We start from the raw sequence: 18,567 nt of genomic DNA, 5'->3' as shown, positions 1-18,567 counted from the left end.
CGGCTTGCTGGCGATCGCATCACCGCGGTTCACGACCCACCGCGGTGATGCGATCGCCAGCAAGCCGGCTCCTACAGGGTTTAAGCGCGGCAGGACTTGAACATTAAGAAGACTGGATGAAAACCCGCGACCGGATCCTCGAATGTGCCCTGCAGTTGTTCAATCAGAAGGGCGAACCGAACGTCTCCACCATGGAAGTTGCCAACGAAATGGGCATCAGCCCGGGCAACCTCTACTACCACTTTCACGGCAAGGAACCGCTGATTCTCGGGCTGTTCGAGCGCTTCCAGGCGGAGCTTGCGCCGCTGCTTGATCCGCCGTCCGATGTGGAATTGGCACCGGAAGATTACTGGCTGTTCCTGCACCTGATCGTCGAGCGCCTGTCGCACTATCGGTTTCTGTTTCAGGACCTGTCGAACCTCGCCGGGCGCCTGCCGAAACTGGCCAAGGGGATTCGCAACCTGCTCAACGCGCTGAAGCGCACACTGGCTTCATTGCTGGCGCGGTTGAAGGCTCAGGGGCACTTGGTCAGCGACACACAGGCGTTGGGGCAGTTGGTGGAACAGATCACCATGACGCTGCTGTTTTCGCTGGATTACCAACGGATTCTGGATCGCGAAGGTGAGGTGAGGCTGGTGGTGTATCAGATCATGATGCTGGTGGCGCCGCATCTGCTGCCGCCGATCAAGGTGGCGACGGAGCAACTGGCACTCCAATACCTCGAAGAACACGGATAACCCCTGAATACCACGGTTCCCTGTGGGAGCTAGCCTGCTAGCGATAGCGATTTATCCGGCGACATTGTTGTTGACTGATGAACCAATATCGCTAGCAGGCTAGCTCCTACAAGGGCGGTGGTGTTTGCAGGATCGTGCACAAACAAAAACGCCCGACCTTTGCAGGCCGGGCGTTTTTTTGAGCCCTGAAATCAGGACTGACTGGTTGGCGTCGATGGAGCTGGCGCGGCAGTCGGGGTTACAGCAGGGGTCGGCGCGGTGGCAGAGTTGGAGCTGCTCACTGTAGGCGCCGGGGTTGCCGGTTTGGCGGCAGCCACTGCTGGTTTTGGAGCAGCCGCTTTCGGCGCTGCCGGTTTTTTCACTGCTGGTTTTTTCGCGGCGGCAGGTTTTGCCGCAGGCTTGGCTGCTGCAGGCTTGGCTGCTGCAGGTTTAGCAGCCGGTTTAGCGGCGGCTTTGGCGGCAACCGGCTTCGCTGCTGGCTTGGCTGCGGCAGGTTTTGCTGCGGCCGTTTTGGCAGCCGGCTTGGCCGCTGCTTTCGCGGCGGGTTTTGCAGCCGGTTTAGCGGCAGCTTTTGCCAGTGGCTTGGCAGCGGTTTTAGCCGCTGGTTTGGCTGCTGCGGTTTTCGCCGCAACAGGCGCAACCTTGGCACCGGTGAGTTTTTCGATTTGCTTGGTCAGGGTATCGACCTTGCTGTGCAGCGCTTTCACTTCGTTGCGGCTCGGGACACCCAGGCGCGAAATGGCGCTGTTCAGGCGCTTGTCGAAAGCCCCTTCCAGCTCATCCCACTTGCCCAGCGCACGATCTTTCACGCCAGTGATGCGCGATTTGGCAGAGGTAGCGGAGTCCTTGGCGGCATCGACTTTCTTGCCGACAGCGCTCTTGGTGAGCTTCTCGGCTTTCTCGCCGTCTTTGACCAATGTATCGAAGAGCTTGCTGCCGTCAGTGTCGATCTTCGAGTACACGCCTAAACCAGCAAGCCAGATTTTGCGGGAGTAGTCTTCGACTTTCCCGATCCACGAGCTGCCTTCTTTTTCGGTGTTCTTTTTACCAGCCATCCCGTTCTCCTTAAGATTTACGCGCGACGCGTTCGAGCAATGCCGTCAGCTCATCGAGCTTAGCAGAGAGTGCCTCAACGTCATGTTTAGACGGAATGCCAATACGATTCAAGGTACTTGCGACACGCGAGTCAAAAGCCTTCTCGACCTTGTCGAGTTGAACTTCGACCTTGCCTTTGAAAGTGCTTACTTCGCTCTTGGCTTCATCAATCTCGGCGTTAGCTGCTTCAAGTTTCTCGGCAACTACCTTTTTGCCTTTCTTTTCAACAGTTTGACCAGCCTTGATCAACTCTTGAAAGTAATCGCTGCCCTCTTGGCCGACCTTGGCGTAGGCACCCAGGCCTGCCAGCCAGATCTTGCGGGCATAGGATTTGACGTCGCTCAGAGCGGTTGTCGAAGCGTCGATTTTTTTCTTCAAAATAACTTTGGCCATGGTGCACCTCACGCGCAGAAGGTTTGAGGAACTGCCCGCGAAAGTGTCGGGCTCATGCACAAAGTAGGGAGAAAAATTAGAAACGGCACCCTAACAACTGACATAAAACCTCGGGCGCGCCTTAAAACAAATGTGGGAGCCAGCCTGCTGGCGATAGCGATCTATCCATCAACATCAATGTTGACTGATACACCGCCATCGCCAGCAGGCTGGCTCCCACAGGGGATGTGGTTCGACTCGGAAATCAGACCAGGGCTTTATCAAGGGCCTTTTCGATTTCCGATTTGATCATGCCGCTCATGGCCGACATCATCAGGCCCAATTCCACATCAACGCGAATCGAATCCTCAGCAACATGCACCGCGCCTTTCACCCCGGAACGCTTGAGGTTCAGGGTGTCGCCGGACCACTGCGGCTCCAGGCCATATTGATCGGACAGTTTCTGCGCCAACTGGTCGGCCTTCTCGCGGGCCGCTTCCTTGCCCAGGCCGTGGGCACGTTCAACACTAATACGGGCCATCGAATGACTCCTGCTTTATGAATACTTTCCTGAAGCATCTTGACCGCGCCTGCGGCAAAACGTCCCGGCGGTTCTACATCTTACCTTCAGCCTTGCCAAGACAAAGCAGGCCACCGGGATTAGAATGTCCCGCATTCTCTTCTGGTGACAGCGATATGACTGATCAGCGCAAAGGCAGCGATGCCGAACCCACCACGCACTTCGGTTTCAAAAACGTTCCGGAAAGCCAAAAAGCGGAAAAAGTCGCTGAGGTTTTCCACTCGGTAGCCGCCAAGTACGACTTGATGAACGACCTCCTGTCGGGCGGCATGCACCGTTTGTGGAAGCGTTTTGCGATCGAGCTGTCGGGCGTTCGCACCGGCAACCGCGTGCTGGACATTGCCGGCGGCACCGGCGACCTGACCAAAAAATTCTCGCACCTCGTGGGCCCGACAGGCCAGGTGGTGTTGGCCGACATCAACGAATCCATGCTCAAGGTCGGTCGTGACCGCCTGCTGGACCTGGGTGTGGCCGGCAACGTCGAATTCGTTCAGGCCGACGCTGAAAAGCTGCCGTTCCCGGACAACCATTTCGACTGCGTGACCATCGCATTCGGCCTGCGCAACGTGACGCATAAAGAAGACGCACTGCGCTCGATGCTGCGCGTACTCAAGCCGGGTGGCCGTTTGCTGGTGCTGGAATTCTCCAAGCCGACCAACGCCCTAATGTCCAAAGCCTACGACGCCTACTCGTTCGCCTTCATGCCGCTGATGGGCAAGCTAATCACCAACGACTCGGAAAGCTATCGCTACCTGGCCGAATCGATCCGCATGCACCCTAATCAGGAAACCCTGAAGTCGATGATGGTCGAGGCCGGTTTCGACCGCGTGACCTACCACAACATGACCGCAGGCATCGTGGCCCTGCACCGTGGCATCAAACCCTGATGTTGCTGGCCGGTCTGCTCGCCAGCGTTGAACTCGGCCTGAACCGGGTGCTGCGTCTCGACAGCACGGCGCTGCCGCGGCTGGCGCATTTGAGCGGCCGGGTGATTGCCGTCGATTGCCGCAGCCCGGCACTGCAACTGTTCATCCTGCCCAGCGACGAAGGCTTGATGTTGGCGACCCACTGGGAAACCGGCGCCGACTGCACCTTGCGTGCACCGGCTTCCAGCCTGTTGAAACTGGCGATGAGCAAGGACAAGACCTCGGTTTTGCATGCCCCTGAAGTCGAACTCGATGGCGACAGCGGCGTGCTGCTGGAACTGGCCGCGATCCTCCAGGACCTGGAGCTGGACTGGGAATACGAACTTTCGCGCTGGCTGGGACCTGTGGCCACGCAACTGGTCGGCGGTCACCTGCGCAGTCGCGCACGCTGGTATCAGCAAGGATTTGCCAGCCTGGGTCAGAACCTGGGCGAATACCTGGCCGAAGAATCGCGCACCCTCGTCGGTCAGCGCGAAGCCGAAGCCCGATTCAGTGAACTGGACCAGATCAAACTCGATCTGGAACGTCTCGAGGCGCGTTTCGAGCGCCTTTCCCGATCCCTCGACCCAAGCGATAACGCATGAAGCTGCTTGCCGTCCGCCGTTTGTTGCGCATCCAGCGCGTTGTGATTCGCTACCGCCTCGATGACCTGCTGTTCGCCCTGCCGCTGCCGTGGTTTCTGCTGGCGCTGCGCTACGCCTTGCCGTGGCGCTGGTTCCCGCGCAAGCCGCTGGACCTGAGCCGTGGCGCACGATTGCGCCTGGCGCTGCAGGACCTGGGGCCGATCTTCATCAAGTTCGGGCAGATCCTGTCCACCCGCCGCGACCTGCTGCCGGAAGACATCGCCGATGAGCTGATGAAGCTGCAGGACCGCGTGCCGCCGTTCGATTCGCAAGTGTCGGTCAAGCTGATCGAAGAACAGCTCGGCAAAAAGATCAGTGAAGTGTTCAGCCGCTTCGACGTCGAACCGCTGGCCTCGGCTTCGGTGGCGCAGGTGCACGCCGCGCAGTTGAAAACCGGTGAAGAAGTCGTCGTCAAAGTCATCCGCCCCGGCCTGAAACCGATCATCGCGCAAGACCTGGCGTGGTTGTTCATCCTCGCCCGCGCAGCGGAAAAACTCTCCGCCGACGCGCGTCTGCTGCACCCGGTGGACGTGGTCAGCGACTACGAAAAAACCATCTACGACGAACTCGACCTGTTGCGCGAGGCGGCCAACGCCAGCCAGTTGAAACGTAATTTCGACGGTTCGCCGCTGCTGTACGTGCCACAAGTCTATTGGGACTGGTGCCGGCCGAAAGTGCTGGTGATGGAGCGTATCTACGGCATTCAGGTCACCGACCTCGCGACCCTGGCCGACCAGCGCACCGACATGAAAATGCTCGCCGAGCGCGGCGTCGAGATCTTTTTCACCCAGGTGTTCCGCGACAGTTTCTTCCACGCCGACATGCACCCGGGCAACATCTTCGTCAGCACCGTCAACCCGTGGAGCCCGCAGTACATTGCGATCGACTGCGGCATCGTCGGCAGCCTGACCCCCGAAGACCAGGATTATCTGGCGCGCAACCTGTTCGCGTTCTTCAAACGCGATTACCGGCGTGTGGCGCAACTGCACATCGACTCGGGCTGGGTACCGGCGGAAACCAAACTCAACGAATTCGAAGCGGCGATCCGTACCGTTTGCGAGCCGATCTTCGAAAAACCGTTAAAAGATATTTCCTTCGGTCAGGTGCTGATGCGCCTGTTCCAGACCGCTCGACGCTTCAACATGGAAGTGCAGCCACAACTCGTTTTGCTGCAAAAAACCCTGTTGAACATCGAAGGCCTGGGCCGTCAGCTGTACCCGGACCTCGATCTGTGGAACACCGCCCAGCCGTTCCTCGAACGCTGGATGCGCGAGCGCGTCAGCCCCAAAGCCTTGCTCGGCAACGTGCAGAGCCAGTTCGAACAACTGCCGCACCTGGCCAACATGGCGCGCGATCTGCTCGAACGCATGTCGCAGCCCCACGCTTACGACCCGCCGCCACCATGGCATCGACGCCGGGACGACTGGTTCCTGCGCCTGCTCGGCACCGCGAACCTGGCCGGCGGCGCAATACTGGCCATGGGCGGGCCGTTGAACGAACTGGCCTACTGGCCGGCAGGAATCATGATGGCCGTCGGCTTGTATCTGGTCGTTCGCCGATAGCCAGTTGTGTGATCCACTGGCACACTGTTTGAACGTTGGACTCTGCTCATGTAGTGCGGAGCCCGCTGTCGGAGTCGAAGATGAAAAACTGGCTGGACGAGATCAAGTGGGACGCCGACGGCCTGGTGCCGGCAATCGCCCAGGATCACAAGACCGGGCGCGTCCTGATGATGGCCTGGATGAACCGCGAAGCGCTGGAACTGACCGCTGCCGAAAACCGCGCCATCTACTGGTCACGTTCCCGTGGCAAGTTGTGGCGCAAGGGCGAAGAGTCCGGCCACGTGCAAACCCTGCATGAGATGCGCCTGGACTGTGACGCCGACGTGATCATCCTGATGGTCGAGCAGATCGGCGACATCGCCTGCCATACCGGTCGGCAGAGCTGCTTCTATCGCGTCTTCGAGAACGGCGACTGGAAAACCGTCGACCCGGTTCTCAAAGACCCGCACGCCATCTATTCCGCAGGACACACACATGAGTGACACTCTGACCCGACTGGCCGAGGTACTGGAAGCGCGCAAAGGCGCCGCCGCCGACAGCTCGTACGTCGCCAGCCTGTACCACAAGGGCTTGAACAAGATTCTGGAAAAGGTCGGCGAAGAGTCGGTCGAAACCATCATTGCCGCCAAGGATGCCGCCATCAGCGGCGACTGCAGCGACGTGATCTACGAGACCGCCGATTTGTGGTTCCACAGCATGGTCATGCTCGCCCAACTGGGGCAGCATCCACAGGCTGTACTCGATGAACTGGACCGTCGTTTCGGTCTGTCCGGACACGCAGAGAAAGCCTCGCGCCCGTCCGCCTGAACAACTATTAGAGAGGAGCAGCAACATGGGCATTTTTGACTGGAAACACTGGATCGTCATCCTGGTTGTTGTCGTGCTGGTGTTCGGCACCAAGAAACTGAAAAACCTCGGCACTGACGTCGGCGAATCGATCAAGGGCTTCAAGAAAGCCATGAACGACGACGAAAAACCGGCCGATCCGGCAGCGGCCCAACCGGTTCCGCCTGTTCAGCCACAGACCACCCAGTCCGTGAACCAGCCGCACACCATCGACGTGCAGGCGCAAAAAGTCGAAGAGCCGATCCGCAAAGACGTGTGAGCACTGACTAATGTTTGGTATCAGCTTCTCTGAACTGCTGCTCGTCGGCCTCGTGGCCCTGCTGGTGCTGGGCCCCGAGCGTCTGCCGGGTGCTGCGCGCACCGCCGGCCTGTGGGTCGGTCGCCTGAAGCGCAGCTTCAATGCGATCAAACAGGAAGTTGAGCGTGAAATCGGTGCCGACGAGATTCGTCGGCAACTGCACAACGAGCACATTCTGTCGCTGGAACAGGAGGCGCGGAAGATTTTCACGCCGACCCAGCAGGAAGCCACTCCGGTTCAGCCGGTGGCGGAGCAGACGATCCATGCATCGACGACAGAATCCGCGCCTGCTGCTGCGCCGACGGAAACCGTGAAAGCGGTGGAAGCGGTTGAAGCGGCGCCGGTCGTGGCGCATGCAGAACCCGTTGCTCCTGCCGCCGTGCCGACAACGCCGGCTCCTCACGACACCACTTTGCCGCCGCGAGCCTCATGAGCGATCTCCCAGAAAACGACCAGCACATGCCGCTGGTTTCGCACCTCACCGAGTTGCGTACCCGTCTGCTGCGCTGCGTAGCGGCGATCTTCATCATCTTCGCCGGGCTGTTTGCGTTCACCCAGCAGATCTACACCTTCGTCTCCACGCCGCTGCGCCAGTATCTGCCAGTGGGCGCGACGATGATCGCCACCGACGTGTCGTCGCCGTTCCTGACGCCACTGAAGCTGACCATGATGGTGTCGCTGTTCCTGGCGATCCCGGTGATCCTGCATCAGATCTGGGGCTTCATTGCGCCGGGCCTGTACAAGCATGAAAAACGCATCGCGGTGCCGTTGCTGGTATCGAGCATCATGCTGTTTTATGCCGGCATGGCATTCGCCTATTACCTGGTATTCCCGCTAATCTTCAAATTCTTCGCCGCCGCCACCCCGGCCGGCGTGGAGATGATGACCGACATCAGCAGCTACCTCGACTTCGTCATGACGCTGTTCTTCGCCTTCGGCGTGGCGTTCGAGATTCCGGTGGCCGTGGTGCTGCTGGTGTGGATCGGCGTAGTCGACGTCAAATACCTGAAGAAAATCCGCCCGTACGTGATCATCGGCTGCTTCGTGGTCGGCATGATCCTGACGCCACCGGACATCTTCTCGCAGACGCTGCTGGCCGTACCGATGTGGCTGCTGTTTGAAATCGGCATCCTGTTCGGCGGCTTGATCAGCAAGCGCGGCGACCATCCGGACGACCAACCGGTTGACGATCACAACGACCAGCCGCCAGCGACCCAAGCGTGAACCTGCTGCTCCTCGAAGAGGCCGATTTCATTGCGGCCGACCGGGTGATCCTGCGTGATCGCCGGTTGACGCACATGCAGGAAGTCCACCGCTGTGAAGTGGGTGACAGCATGCGCGTCGGGCGTATCGGCGGCCTGATGGGTTCGGCCGAAGTGCTGCGCCTGGACGCCGATGAAGCCGAACTGCGCGTCACCCTCGACCAACCGCCACCGGCCAAGCTGCCGCTGACCCTGGTGCTGGCCCTGCCACGTCCCAAAATGCTGCGCCGGGTGTTTCAGACCGTGGCGGCCATGGGTGTGCCACGGATCGTGTTGGTGAACAGCTATCGCGTCGAGAAAAGCTTCTGGCAAACCCCGTTCCTGGAACCGGAAGCAATTCGCGAGCAACTGATCCTCGGCCTCGAGCAGGCTCGGGACAGCGTGTTGCCTGAAATTGTCATCGAGAAACGCTTCAAGCCGTTTGTCGAAGATCGACTGCCAGCGATTGCCGAAGGCACCCTTGGCCTGGTCGGCCATCCGGGCAACTACCCGCCCTGCCCCCGAGGCCTCGACGAACCAGTCACGTTGGCCATCGGCCCGGAAGGCGGCTGGATCCCCTACGAAATCGACCTGCTGGCCAAGTCCGGCCTGCAACCGGTACAGCTCGGCGAGCGTATCCTGCGCGTCGAAACCGCCGTCACCGCGCTGCTCGCCCGCCTCTTCTAGCCATTACGCTCCTACAGAATCCTGACCGCCTGCCGATACAGTTCCCATAAAACCAACTTGTGGTCCGTGGGAGTTGCAGCATGTACCGATGGCTAGCCGAGAAACTGGGGAACGTCAGCGTCAATCGCAAACTGGGTGTCGGCTTCGGTCTGGTGCTGCTGCTGACATTGTTGATCACCGTCACGGGCTGGACCGGCCTGAGTGACGTGGTGAATCGCGGCGACAAGCTTGGGTTTATTGCCAGCCTCAATGAACTGACCAAAGACCTGCGCCTGGCCCGCCTGGACTACGAAATGCGCCGTGGCGAACAAGGCCCTGGCGCCGTCAACGACCTGCTCGGCCAACTCGACACCGGGTTGAAAACCGCCCGCACACTGATCGAGCAACCTGCCGACGCAGCCATGGTCGATCAGCAACTGGCCGCCGTCAGCGAGTACAAACAAGCCTTCGCCGCCATGACCCAGGCCGGCGCAAACCGCGAAGATGCTCGCAGCAAACTCGGCGCCACGGCCGATAACGCCGTGGCACGCGTGGGTGAAGTCGAGAAATCCCTGCTGCAAGGCGACAGCGTCGCCGACTTCAACAGCGTTATCGACCTGAGCAAACTGATCCAGCAAGCTCGCTTCCAGGTGCGCGGCTATACCTACAGCGGCAAGACCGAAGCCGAACAACCGGCGCTGGACGCCATCGACAATGCGCTGAAAAACCTCGAAAGCCTGCCGCCCAGATTGCCGGAACAGCACATCGCCAACCTGCAACAGGCCAGCGATTCACTCAAAGCCTACCGCGCCGCCGTCAGCCAGTTCCGTGACTCCCAGGTCGCCAGCGCCGCCGCGCTGAAACGCATGGCCGCTCAGGGCAACATCCTGTTAGACGTCAGCAAAAAGCTCACCGCCTCGCAAACCGTCATCCGTGACACTGACGCCGCGCACGCCAAGAACATGCTGTTGCTGGCCACCGCCCTGGCGCTGGTCTTCGGCCTGTTCGCGGCATGGGCCATTACCCGGCAGATCGTCGTTCCGCTGGGCCAGACACTGAAAGTGGCCGAGCGCATCGCCGCCGGCGACCTGACCCAGAACCTCGTTTCCGAGCGTCAGGACGAACTCGGTCAGCTCCAGCGGGCGATGCAAAGCATGACCCTGGGCCTGCGCGAATTGATCGGCGGCATCAGCGACGGCGTCACGCAAATCGCCAGTGCTGCAGAAGAATTGTCCGCAGTCACCGAGCAGACCAGCGCCGGCGTCAACAGCCAGAAGGTCGAGACCGACCAGGTGGCGACCGCGATGAACGAAATGACCGCCACGGTGCAGGAAGTCGCACGTAACGCCGAAGAAGCCTCCGAAGCCGCGCTCGCCGCCGATCAGCAGGCCCGCGAAGGCGACAAGGTGGTAGGCGAAGCGATCGCTCAAATCGAACGCCTGGCCAAGGAAGTCGGCAACTCCACCGACGCCATGGGGCATCTCAAACGCGAAAGCGACAAGATCGGCAGTGTGCTCGACGTGATCAAATCCGTGGCTCAGCAAACCAACCTGCTGGCGCTCAACGCGGCCATTGAAGCCGCTCGCGCCGGTGAAGCCGGACGTGGTTTTGCGGTGGTCGCCGACGAAGTCCGCAGCCTGGCGCAGCGTACCCAGAAGTCCACCGAAGAAATCGAAGAGCTGATCGTCGGCCTGCAGAGCGGCACCCAGCAAGTCGCGACCATCATGGACAACAGCCGCACCCTGACCGACAGCAGCGTCGAACTGACCCGCCGCGCCGGTGGCTCGCTGGAAAGCATCACCCGCACCGTGTCGGCGATTCAGTCGATGAACCAGCAGATTGCCGCCGCTGCCGAACAGCAAAGCGCGGTGGCGGAAGAGATCAACCGCAGCGTGCTGAACGTGCGCGATGTGTCCGAGCAGACCTCGGCAGCCAGTGAAGAAACCGCGGCGTCCAGCGTTGAGCTGGCACGGCTGGGGACGCATTTGCAGATGCTGGTGGGGCGGTTCAAGGTTTGAGGTGATTCATTTGCCTCGGTTCACTATGGACCGAGGTGATGCAATCGCCAGCAGGCTGGCTCCCACAGGGTTTGGTGTGAACACCACAAATCCACTGTGGGAGCTAGCCTGCTAGCGATTAGCGGCCCCAAGGCCGCTGCTTTTAAAGGACCTGACGAAGGAAGGCCTGCGCCCGCGGATCCTTCGGCGCATCGAAGAACTCGGCTGGCGAGGCGTCTTCCAGCAATTTGCCGTGATCGAAAAACAGCACCCGATCCGCCACTTCCCGCGCAAAGCCCATTTCGTGGGTTACGCAGACCATGGTCATGCCTTCCACGGCCAGGGTTTTCATCACATCCAGCACTTCACCGACCATTTCCGGATCGAGCGCCGAAGTCGGCTCATCAAACAGCATGACCTTGGGCTCCATGGCCAGCGCCCGTGCAATCGCCACGCGCTGCTGCTGACCGCCGGACAGGCGTGACGGAAACTCGTTGGCCTTCTGCGCAATGCCAACCTTTTCCAGCAATGCCAAGGCCTTGGCTTCACGCTCCTTCTTGCCGCGTTTGCGCACGACTTTCTGGGCGAGGCAGAGGTTTTCCAGCACGGTCATGTGCGGGAACAGGTTGAAATGCTGGAACACCATGCCGACTTCGCGGCGGTAGGCATTCACGTCGGTTTTCGGATCGGCCAGTTGCAGGCCGTCGATACTCACCGAGCCCGAATCGAACTCTTCCAGGCCATTGAGGCAGCGCAGGAAGGTCGATTTGCCGGAGCCGGACGGACCGATCACCACCAATACTTCGCCCTTCGCCACTTGGGTGGAGACGTTGTCCACCGCGCGCACCACGTGGCCACGGGTGTCGAAGACTTTTACCAGATCGCGGACTTCAATCACTTTGCGCGAGCCTCCGCTCAAGCCGGCTGGCGATTTTCGACAGCGGCAGGTTGATCAACAAGTACAGGCCAGCCACGCAGAACAGGATTTCGAATGGCGAAAACGAAGTAGTGATAACTTCGCGACCGCTTTTCAACAGCTCGGTAATCGCAATCACCGACACCAGCGAGGTGTCTTTGACCAGGCTGATGAACTGCCCGGCGAGCGGCGGCAGCACGCGCTTGAACGCTTGCGGCAGCACCACGTGGCGCATCGACTGACCCGCGCTCAAGCCCAGGGAACGCGCAGCTTCGTTCTGGCCACGGGCGATGGATTGCACGCCGGAGCGGATGATTTCCGCCACGTAGGCGCCGGTGAACAGCGACAGCGCAGCGATCCCGGCGAACTCCCGGGACAGGTTCATCACGGTGCCGATGAAGAAGTAGAAAATGAAAATCTGCACCAGCAGCGGCGTACCGCGCACCAGTTCGACGTAAATCGTCGAGAGGTCGCGCAGGGTCGGATTATTCGAGAGACGGCACAAGCCCGTGGCGAGGCCGATCAGCAGACCGAGCACGCCAGACACCACGGACAACCACAGGGTGGTCCAGAGCCCCCACATCAGCGGTCCGGCGGCCCAATGGCGAGTCACGCCGATCACGTCGCCTTCGGCCACATCATCGCCTTGGGCGACTTGCAGGCTGTTGTCGTCGACGGTCACGCGTTGCTCGTCACCCGCGTCGTTGCGCAACGTGACTTCAGCCTTGTCGCCTTTGCGCACCAGCTCGCTGACGGTGGAGATGTCGGCGGCGCGCTGGGATTCTTCGGCGTGGTAGGCGAAATACTGCGGGACGCGGTTCCAGCGCCATTCGTAGGACATCAGCGAGGTGGCGTAGTACAACGCGCCGGCCAGGCCGATCAGCACCAGCACGGTCAACACGTGCCAGGGCCATTGGGCTTTTTTCTGTTTCATTGCAGGTTCCGGATTCTGTGTCGCCAGGGAGGCCGCCTTCGCGGGCAAGCCTCGCTCCTACAAAGTCATATCCTGTAGGAGCGAGGCTTGCCCGCGAATGGGAGCGACGCGGTCTATCTGACCGGGCCTTATTCCATATCCTTCAACCAAGCGGTGTCTTTGAACCACTTGTCATGGATGCGATCGTAGGTGCCGTCTTCGTGGATCTGGTGCAGGAAGTTGTTGATGAAGTTGATGCTGTCGTAGTCACCCTTCTTCAGACCAAAGGCCAGCGGCTCGTAGGTGAACGGCTTGTCGAGGAACACCAGTTTGCCGTTGCCGACCTTGTTCACCGCCACGACGTTGTAAGGCGCATCGTAGATGAAGGCGTCGGCCTTGCCGTTGACCACGTCGAGCACTGCTTCCTGCTCGTTGTCGTAGCCGTGGTACTTGGCTTTGGAGATCAGCTTCTTGGCGACCATCTCGCCGGTGGTGCCGAGCTTGGAGGTGATGCGGTAGTCGGCGGTGTTCAGGTCTTTGTAGGACTTGATGGTGCCTTCCAGCTCTTTGCGAATCAGCAGCGTCTGGCCGACCACGATGAACGGTTCGCTGAAGTTCAGGCGCAGGTTGCGTTCCTGGGTCAGGGTCATGCCGCTGCCGATCATGTCGAACTTGTCAGTGAGCAGGGCCGGGATAATGCCGTCGTAGCCGGTGGACACCAGCTCCAGCTTGACGCCCATGGCCTTGGTCATGGCTTTGAGGATGTCGACTTCGAAGCCGATGATCTCGCCGCGCTTGTTGGTCATTTCGAAAGGCATGTAGGTCGGGTCCATGCCGACTTTCAGCGTGCCGCGCTTGACCGCGTCATCGATGGCACCGGCCTGCGCCGCGCTGACTGCAACCAATGCCGTGACGCCGACCAGCAGCATCGAGAGATACTTCTTCATCTTCATGTCCCCAAAACCAGTGCGTTATGAGGCGCGCAAACGGCGGCTCCCCTCAGGAAACGCATCGATACGGACAAAAATTATCCGGGCGCACCAATTCGGGGACGGATGCTAACGTACTCGCTCGTTTGCACAAGTGTTTGGGAACGATGAGGCAAAAAAAACCCCGCTTTCGCGGGGTTCTCTTTGTTATGCCAACTGCGGTTGCGCACTCAGCGGCTTGAGCGGCAGCAACGGCGCATGGGGATCGGATTTCACCGATTTGCGCCAGGCTTCCAGCCACTCGGGATGACCTTCGCTCCAGACCTGCTCATGCAAACGAGCCAGTGCTACCGGGTCGCTCAGTAGTTGTACACGCTCATTGTTGTTCAGACCGTCAGGCCCGACTTTCAATGCATGGCGAACCCGCTCGATCCGCAGCCACTCAATTGGCTCGGCCTGACCGTGGCGCGATGTCGCCAGCGAGCACGCCAAGGCGTTCTGCTGTGGATCAACCACCGACCGGATGAAGCCGTCTTTCAGCGCATGCCAACGGTTTTCATGGGTGTACTGGTCAGTTGCCAGCAACGCCTGTGGCGGATTGTATTCCTCAGGGATCAGGAACAGGCTCTCGTCACGGGACTTCAGGCCCAGGCCGACACGGCTGGAGATCACGGAAACCGGGATCGACAGCATCAACGAACCGACGATCGGCACCAGCCACCAGAGGAAGCTTGGGTTCAGCCAGATCACCAACAGGGCCCAGAAGAAGCCCAGCAGGGTTTGCGGACCGTGGCGCTTGACCGCTTCGCTCCATGGCGTGGAGTCGTCGTCACGTTGCGGCGAGTTCCAGGTCGCGGCCCAGCCGAGGAACGCGGCGAGTACGAAACGGGTGTGGAAAATCATCCGCACCGGCGCCAGCAACATGGAGAACAACATCTCCAGCAGCATCGACAGAGTCACCTTGAACTTGCCACCGAACTCTTTCGCACCCTTGGCCCAGATCAGGATGATGCTCAACAGCTTCGGCAGGAACAGCAGCACGATAGTGGTCGAGAACAGCGCGATGGCCTTGTCCGGGTGCCATTGTGGCCACAGCGGGTAGAGCTGACGCGGTTCAAGGAAGTACTGCGGCTCCATCAGCGTGTTGACCGCCAGCAGCGCCGTCGACAGCACGAGGAAGAAGAACCACAACGGCGCCGACAGGTAAGACATCACGCCGGTGAGGAACACCGCACGGTGAACCGGGTGCATGCCCTTGACCAGGAACAGGCGGAAGTTCATCAGGTTACCGTGGCACCAGCGACGGTCACGCTTGAGTTCGTCCAGCAGGTTCGGCGGCAACTCTTCGTAGCTGCCCGGCAAGTCGTAGGCAATCCACACGCCCCAACCGGCACGGCGCATCAGCGCGGCTTCAACGAAGTCGTGGGACAGAATCGCGCCGGCGAACGCGCCTTTACCGGGCAATGGCGCCAGGGCGCAGTGCTCGATGAACGGCTTCATGCGGATGATCGCGTTGTGGCCCCAATAGTGCGATTCGCCCAACTGCCAGAAGTGCAGACCGGCGGTGAACAGCGGACCGTACACGCGAGTCGCAAACTGCTGCATGCGCGCATAAAGAGTGTCCATGCCCGACGCACGCGGCGCGGTCTGGATGATCCCGGCGTCCGGCGTGGCTTCCATCAGGCGCACAAGACTGGTCAGGCATTCGCCGCTCATCACGGAGTCAGCGTCGAGCACGACCATGTACTTGTAGTCACCGCCCCAGCGACGGCAGAAGTCGTCGAGGTTGCCGCTTTTGCGTTTTACGCGACGGCGACGGCGGCGATAGAAGATCTTGCCGAAACCCTTGGCTTCGCGGCAGACGTCCAGCCAGGCCTGCTGTTCGGCGACGCAGATGTCGGCATCGTTACTGTCGCTGAGGACGAAGAAGTCGAAGCGGTCCAGGTCACCTGTGGCAGCGACCGACTCGAACGTCGCGCGCAGACCGGCAAACACCCGTGGCACGTCTTCGTTGCAGATCGGCATCACCAGTGCGGTGCGCGCGTCTTTGGGGATCGGCTCGTTGCCGGCACTTTTACCGGAGATGCGGTATTTATCGTGACCGGTGAGCAACTCGAGGAAGCCCATCAGTGCGGTCCAGAAACCGGCCGAGACCCAGCAGAACAGAATCCCGAACATGATCAGGATGGTGGTCTGCAGCGCGTACGGCAGTACTTGCGTGACGGTTTGCAGGAGCGGCTGATGCAGGACTTCGTTGAGGTCGACGAACGACCAGCCCTGGTACGGCATGATGCCTTTCATGTACCAGCCGGCAACGATGGTTTGACCGAGCATCAGTACCAGCAAGATGTAACGGCGGATCGAACCCACGGTGCGCCAGCGGGCTGCCGGCAGCACGTTCTCGTCTTTCGGCGGAGCCGGCGGATTGGTGCGACCGGTCAGACGCCGCCAGCCACGCACCAGAATGTTGGTGCGCCACGGCTCCGGCACGACTTTGGTCCGGCGGATCGGCGGGGTTGCCTTGAGGCAAACACGACCGCTGGCGTCGAGCACCAGCATTTCCGCTTCTTCCAGCTCTTCAGCGGTGCTCAGGGTCAAGCGACGGCCGACCGAGGCTTGAGCAGCCTCGACCGGTGCATCGAACGTCGAGGACGACAGACGCTCGTGAAGTTCGCTGAACGACTTGCAGCCCGCGAGTTCCGCGCGCTGCTCGTCGGTCATCGGCAGATGCGCCAGATACTCGGCAAGAGTTTCTGGCTGAACTTGAGAATTACTCATCGGCAGGCAACTGATAGCTCCAGGTCTCGGTCAGGACTTCTTCAGTCGGTGCCGATTCCGGTGTGGCTGGGGCCGCGTCGGCAGCGACAGGCTGCTTGGCGTCTTTGTTGTTCGCCTTGTCCTTGGCATCTGCAACTGGCTTGGCTTCGGCCTGCTTGGCCTCGGCGGCCTTCGCGTCCTTGTCCGCTTTCTCCGCTTGCTTGGCGGCCACTTTGTCGGCCTTGGCAACAGAAGAGGTGGACGATGGGATCGAAGTCTTGGCCAGATCGGCAGGCACGATGTTCTGCACCAGTGCGGCACGCATCTCGGTGGACTTGCCCGGATCCTTGATCTTCATGCGCAGGGTCAGGCGCCAGCCCTTGGTTTCAGGGTTGTAGCGCACGCTGTTCTCGACCAGCTCGGCATTATCACCCACGCTGACCTGGCTGCGAACGTCTGAATCGGCCGGCAACGCTGCCAGGGACGGGCCTTCGAAATCCACCAGATAGGCAACGCTGCCGTCCGGCTGACGAATCAGGTTGGACTGCTTGACGTCGCCGGTGGAGCGCAAGGTCTGTTTGACCCAGGCGCTGTCCGGAGCGTGAATCGCCGCTTCGTCCATGGTCCAGTGCAGGCGGTAGCCGAATTCCAGCGGCTGGCCAGGCTCAGGCAGTTTTTCCGGGCTCCAGAAGGCAACGATATTGTCGTTGGTTTCATCGGCAGTCGGAATTTCGACCAGGTCGACAGAACCCTTGCCCCAATCGCCTTTTGGCTCGATCCAGGCACTTGGGCGCTTGTCGTAGCGGTCGTCGAGGTCTTCGTAGTGGCTGAAGTCACGGCCACGTTGCAGCAAGCCGAAACCGCGCGGGTTCTCGATCGAGAAGTTGCTCACCGCCAGGTGTTTCGGGTTGTTCAGCGGACGCCAGATCCACTCGCCGTTGCCGGCATGGATCGACAGGCCGCTGGAATCGTGCAGTTCGCGGCGGTAGTTCAGCACTTTCGACGGCTGGTTGGCGCCGAACAGGAACATGCTGGTCAGCGGCGCAACGCCAAGCTTGGTGACCTTGTCACGCAGGAACATCTGCGCCTTGACGTCGACAATGGTGTCGCTGCCCGGACGCAGGGTCAGGCGATAGGCACCGGTGGCGCGTGGCGAATCCAGCAGCGCGAAGATCACCAGGTGCTTGTCGCCCGGCTTCGGCTGTTGAATCCAGAACTCACGGAAACGCGGGAATTCTTCGCCGGACGGCAACGCGGTATCGATTGCCAGGCCCCGAGCGGACAAGCCATACGTGTGACCCTTGCCGACAACGCGGAAGTAACTCGCGCCGAGCATGGTCATGATTTCGTCTTGCTTGTCGGCCTTGTTGATCGGGTACAGCACACGGAAACCGGCATAACCCAGTTGTTCGGTGGCTTTAGGATCGAATTTCAGGTCGCCGAAATCGAAACGAGACGGGTCGTATTTGATCTCTTCGACGGTGTTGGCCGTGATTTCGTTGATTTTCACCGGCGTATCGAAATGCATACCCTGGTGATAGAACGAAAGCTTGAACGGGGTTTTCTGATCGGCCCATTCGGCTTTTTCGGTCAGGAAACGAATTTTCTGATAGTCCGCGAATTTCATCTCACGGAATTCGTTCGGCAGGTTACTGCGCGGGGCTTCGAATTTCTGCCCGGCCAGCTCTTTTGCCTTGACCGATACATCATCCAGATTGAATGCCCAAAGCTGGCCGGCGCTGAACAGGCAGAGCAGTGCAGAGCCCGCTACCAGTGCGCTTCGTAGCCGTTTGGCTGACAATCTTGGTGCATTACAGGGACTAACAATCACGAGCAACCCTCGCCGAAAACAGATCAAAAAACCAACGGCCAGTTAAAGGGCCTGTGAGGTAAACGGGATGAAAAACCCGTCCCTACAAACCACTCTTGCCAAGTTGGCGAGCATTGTTCCGACTCCTATGGGGCTAAATGATTCCCCAACAGGCCCAGGACAAGTCTCTACCTAAGTCAAAACGGACCAACGAACGCTGATCCCCGTAGCGCGCGATTATCTAGTAGGCCGCGTTACAACGCATCAGGCGCAACAAAGTATTTCTCGCGAAAAACCCC

At 60.1% G+C, this 18,567-nt stretch carries 19 protein-coding genes and 1 pseudogene; 12 read left to right on the top strand and 8 right to left on the bottom strand.

Features of this window, described 5'->3' with window-relative positions:
- The first annotated feature begins 116 nt into the window (after window positions 1-116).
- Window positions 117-737, top strand: a complete 621-nt coding sequence (locus KGA82_RS25560; protein ID WP_008041885.1) for a TetR/AcrR family transcriptional regulator — start codon at window positions 117-119, stop codon at window positions 735-737.
- A gap of 191 nt (window positions 738-928) precedes the next feature.
- Here the strand turns inward: KGA82_RS25560 and KGA82_RS25555 are convergent, their stop codons facing one another.
- The 3 genes from KGA82_RS25555 to KGA82_RS25545 form a co-directional block, all read right to left on the bottom strand.
- Window positions 929-1,792, bottom strand: coding sequence for a phasin family protein (locus tag KGA82_RS25555; protein WP_223453006.1), 864 nt, complete (start codon window positions 1,790-1,792; stop codon window positions 929-931).
- Between the two features lie 10 nt (window positions 1,793-1,802).
- Window positions 1,803-2,225: a phasin family protein gene (locus KGA82_RS25550; RefSeq protein ID WP_008025226.1), complete on the bottom strand. Its 423-nt coding sequence runs from the start codon at window positions 2,223-2,225 to the stop codon at window positions 1,803-1,805.
- A gap of 244 nt (window positions 2,226-2,469) precedes the next feature.
- A complete protein-coding gene (locus KGA82_RS25545) occupies window positions 2,470-2,745 on the bottom strand; it encodes a polyhydroxyalkanoic acid system family protein (protein ID WP_008041889.1) in 276 nt (91 codons plus the stop codon).
- A gap of 155 nt (window positions 2,746-2,900) precedes the next feature.
- Here KGA82_RS25545 and ubiE point away from each other — a divergent pair, with 155 nt between their 5' ends.
- The 11 genes and pseudogenes from ubiE to KGA82_RS29575 all read left to right on the top strand — a co-directional run bounded on the left by ubiE (window position 2,901) and on the right by KGA82_RS29575 (window position 10,964).
- Complete coding sequence (gene ubiE / locus KGA82_RS25540; RefSeq protein WP_007948968.1) at window positions 2,901-3,671, top strand: bifunctional demethylmenaquinone methyltransferase/2-methoxy-6-polyprenyl-1,4-benzoquinol methylase UbiE; 771 nt, start codon at window positions 2,901-2,903, stop codon at window positions 3,669-3,671.
- Window positions 3,671-4,294 carry an SCP2 domain-containing protein gene (locus KGA82_RS25535; RefSeq protein ID WP_223436716.1) on the top strand — a complete coding sequence of 208 codons (624 nt, stop codon included), beginning with the start codon at window positions 3,671-3,673 and terminating at the stop codon, window positions 4,292-4,294. Before ubiE ends, KGA82_RS25535 begins: the two co-directional genes overlap by 1 nt.
- Entirely contained in the window at window positions 4,291-5,895 is a 1,605-nt protein-coding gene (ubiB, locus tag KGA82_RS25530; protein WP_223453002.1) for a ubiquinone biosynthesis regulatory protein kinase UbiB, read from the top strand. The genes KGA82_RS25535 and ubiB overlap by 4 nt, the downstream gene beginning before the upstream one ends.
- 80 nt (window positions 5,896-5,975) lie before the next feature.
- On the top strand, window positions 5,976-6,377 hold the full coding sequence (hisI, locus tag KGA82_RS25525) for a phosphoribosyl-AMP cyclohydrolase (RefSeq protein ID WP_007899278.1): 402 nt from the start codon (window positions 5,976-5,978) through the stop codon (window positions 6,375-6,377).
- On the top strand, window positions 6,370-6,702 hold the full coding sequence (locus KGA82_RS25520; protein ID WP_008025232.1) for a phosphoribosyl-ATP diphosphatase: 333 nt from the start codon (window positions 6,370-6,372) through the stop codon (window positions 6,700-6,702). Before hisI ends, KGA82_RS25520 begins: the two co-directional genes overlap by 8 nt.
- Before the next feature lie 25 nt (window positions 6,703-6,727).
- On the top strand, window positions 6,728-7,000 hold the full coding sequence (locus tag KGA82_RS25515; protein ID WP_008025233.1) for a twin-arginine translocase TatA/TatE family subunit: 273 nt from the start codon (window positions 6,728-6,730) through the stop codon (window positions 6,998-7,000).
- Window positions 7,001-7,010: 10 nt separating this feature from the next.
- Window positions 7,011-7,472, top strand: a complete 462-nt coding sequence (gene tatB, locus KGA82_RS25510) for a Sec-independent protein translocase protein TatB (RefSeq protein ID WP_008041893.1) — start codon at window positions 7,011-7,013, stop codon at window positions 7,470-7,472.
- Window positions 7,469-8,263: a twin-arginine translocase subunit TatC gene (gene tatC, locus KGA82_RS25505; protein ID WP_008025235.1), complete on the top strand. Its 795-nt coding sequence runs from the start codon at window positions 7,469-7,471 to the stop codon at window positions 8,261-8,263. Before tatB ends, tatC begins: the two co-directional genes overlap by 4 nt.
- Window positions 8,260-8,967, top strand: a complete 708-nt coding sequence (locus KGA82_RS25500; protein WP_223452997.1) for a 16S rRNA (uracil(1498)-N(3))-methyltransferase — start codon at window positions 8,260-8,262, stop codon at window positions 8,965-8,967. The genes tatC and KGA82_RS25500 overlap by 4 nt, the downstream gene beginning before the upstream one ends.
- Window positions 8,968-9,047: 80 nt before the next feature.
- Window positions 9,048-10,106 (top strand): annotated as a pseudogene (locus KGA82_RS29580) (methyl-accepting chemotaxis protein); the annotation flags it as partial.
- Complete coding sequence (locus tag KGA82_RS29575; protein WP_404943240.1) at window positions 10,092-10,964, top strand: methyl-accepting chemotaxis protein; 873 nt, start codon at window positions 10,092-10,094, stop codon at window positions 10,962-10,964. The pseudogene KGA82_RS29580 and the gene KGA82_RS29575, both read left to right, overlap by 15 nt.
- 142 nt (window positions 10,965-11,106) lie before the next feature.
- Here KGA82_RS29575 and KGA82_RS25490 read toward each other — a convergent pair whose 3' ends face one another.
- The 5 genes from KGA82_RS25490 to KGA82_RS25470 form a co-directional block, all read right to left on the bottom strand.
- Entirely contained in the window at window positions 11,107-11,841 is a 735-nt protein-coding gene (locus KGA82_RS25490) for an amino acid ABC transporter ATP-binding protein (protein ID WP_008025241.1), read from the bottom strand.
- Complete coding sequence (locus KGA82_RS25485; protein ID WP_008025242.1) at window positions 11,834-12,793, bottom strand: amino acid ABC transporter permease; 960 nt, start codon at window positions 12,791-12,793, stop codon at window positions 11,834-11,836. The genes KGA82_RS25490 and KGA82_RS25485 overlap by 8 nt, the downstream gene beginning before the upstream one ends.
- A gap of 128 nt (window positions 12,794-12,921) precedes the next feature.
- Window positions 12,922-13,719 carry a transporter substrate-binding domain-containing protein gene (locus KGA82_RS25480; RefSeq protein WP_008025244.1) on the bottom strand — a complete coding sequence of 266 codons (798 nt, stop codon included), beginning with the start codon at window positions 13,717-13,719 and terminating at the stop codon, window positions 12,922-12,924.
- Between the two features lie 189 nt (window positions 13,720-13,908).
- Window positions 13,909-16,479: a glucans biosynthesis glucosyltransferase MdoH gene (gene mdoH / locus KGA82_RS25475; protein ID WP_032832668.1), complete on the bottom strand. Its 2,571-nt coding sequence runs from the start codon at window positions 16,477-16,479 to the stop codon at window positions 13,909-13,911.
- A complete protein-coding gene (locus KGA82_RS25470) occupies window positions 16,472-18,289 on the bottom strand; it encodes a glucan biosynthesis protein G (RefSeq protein WP_008025247.1) in 1,818 nt (605 codons plus the stop codon). Before KGA82_RS25470 ends, mdoH begins: the two co-directional genes overlap by 8 nt.
- Window positions 18,290-18,567: the final 278 nt, after the last annotated feature.

It is taken from the genome of Pseudomonas sp. BF-RE-22, from assembly GCF_019956155.1.
Classification (GTDB): domain Bacteria; phylum Pseudomonadota; class Gammaproteobacteria; order Pseudomonadales; family Pseudomonadaceae; genus Aquipseudomonas; species Aquipseudomonas migulae.
Note: the sequence above shows the minus strand (reverse complement) of the source record. Positions and strands in the feature narration are given on the sequence as shown.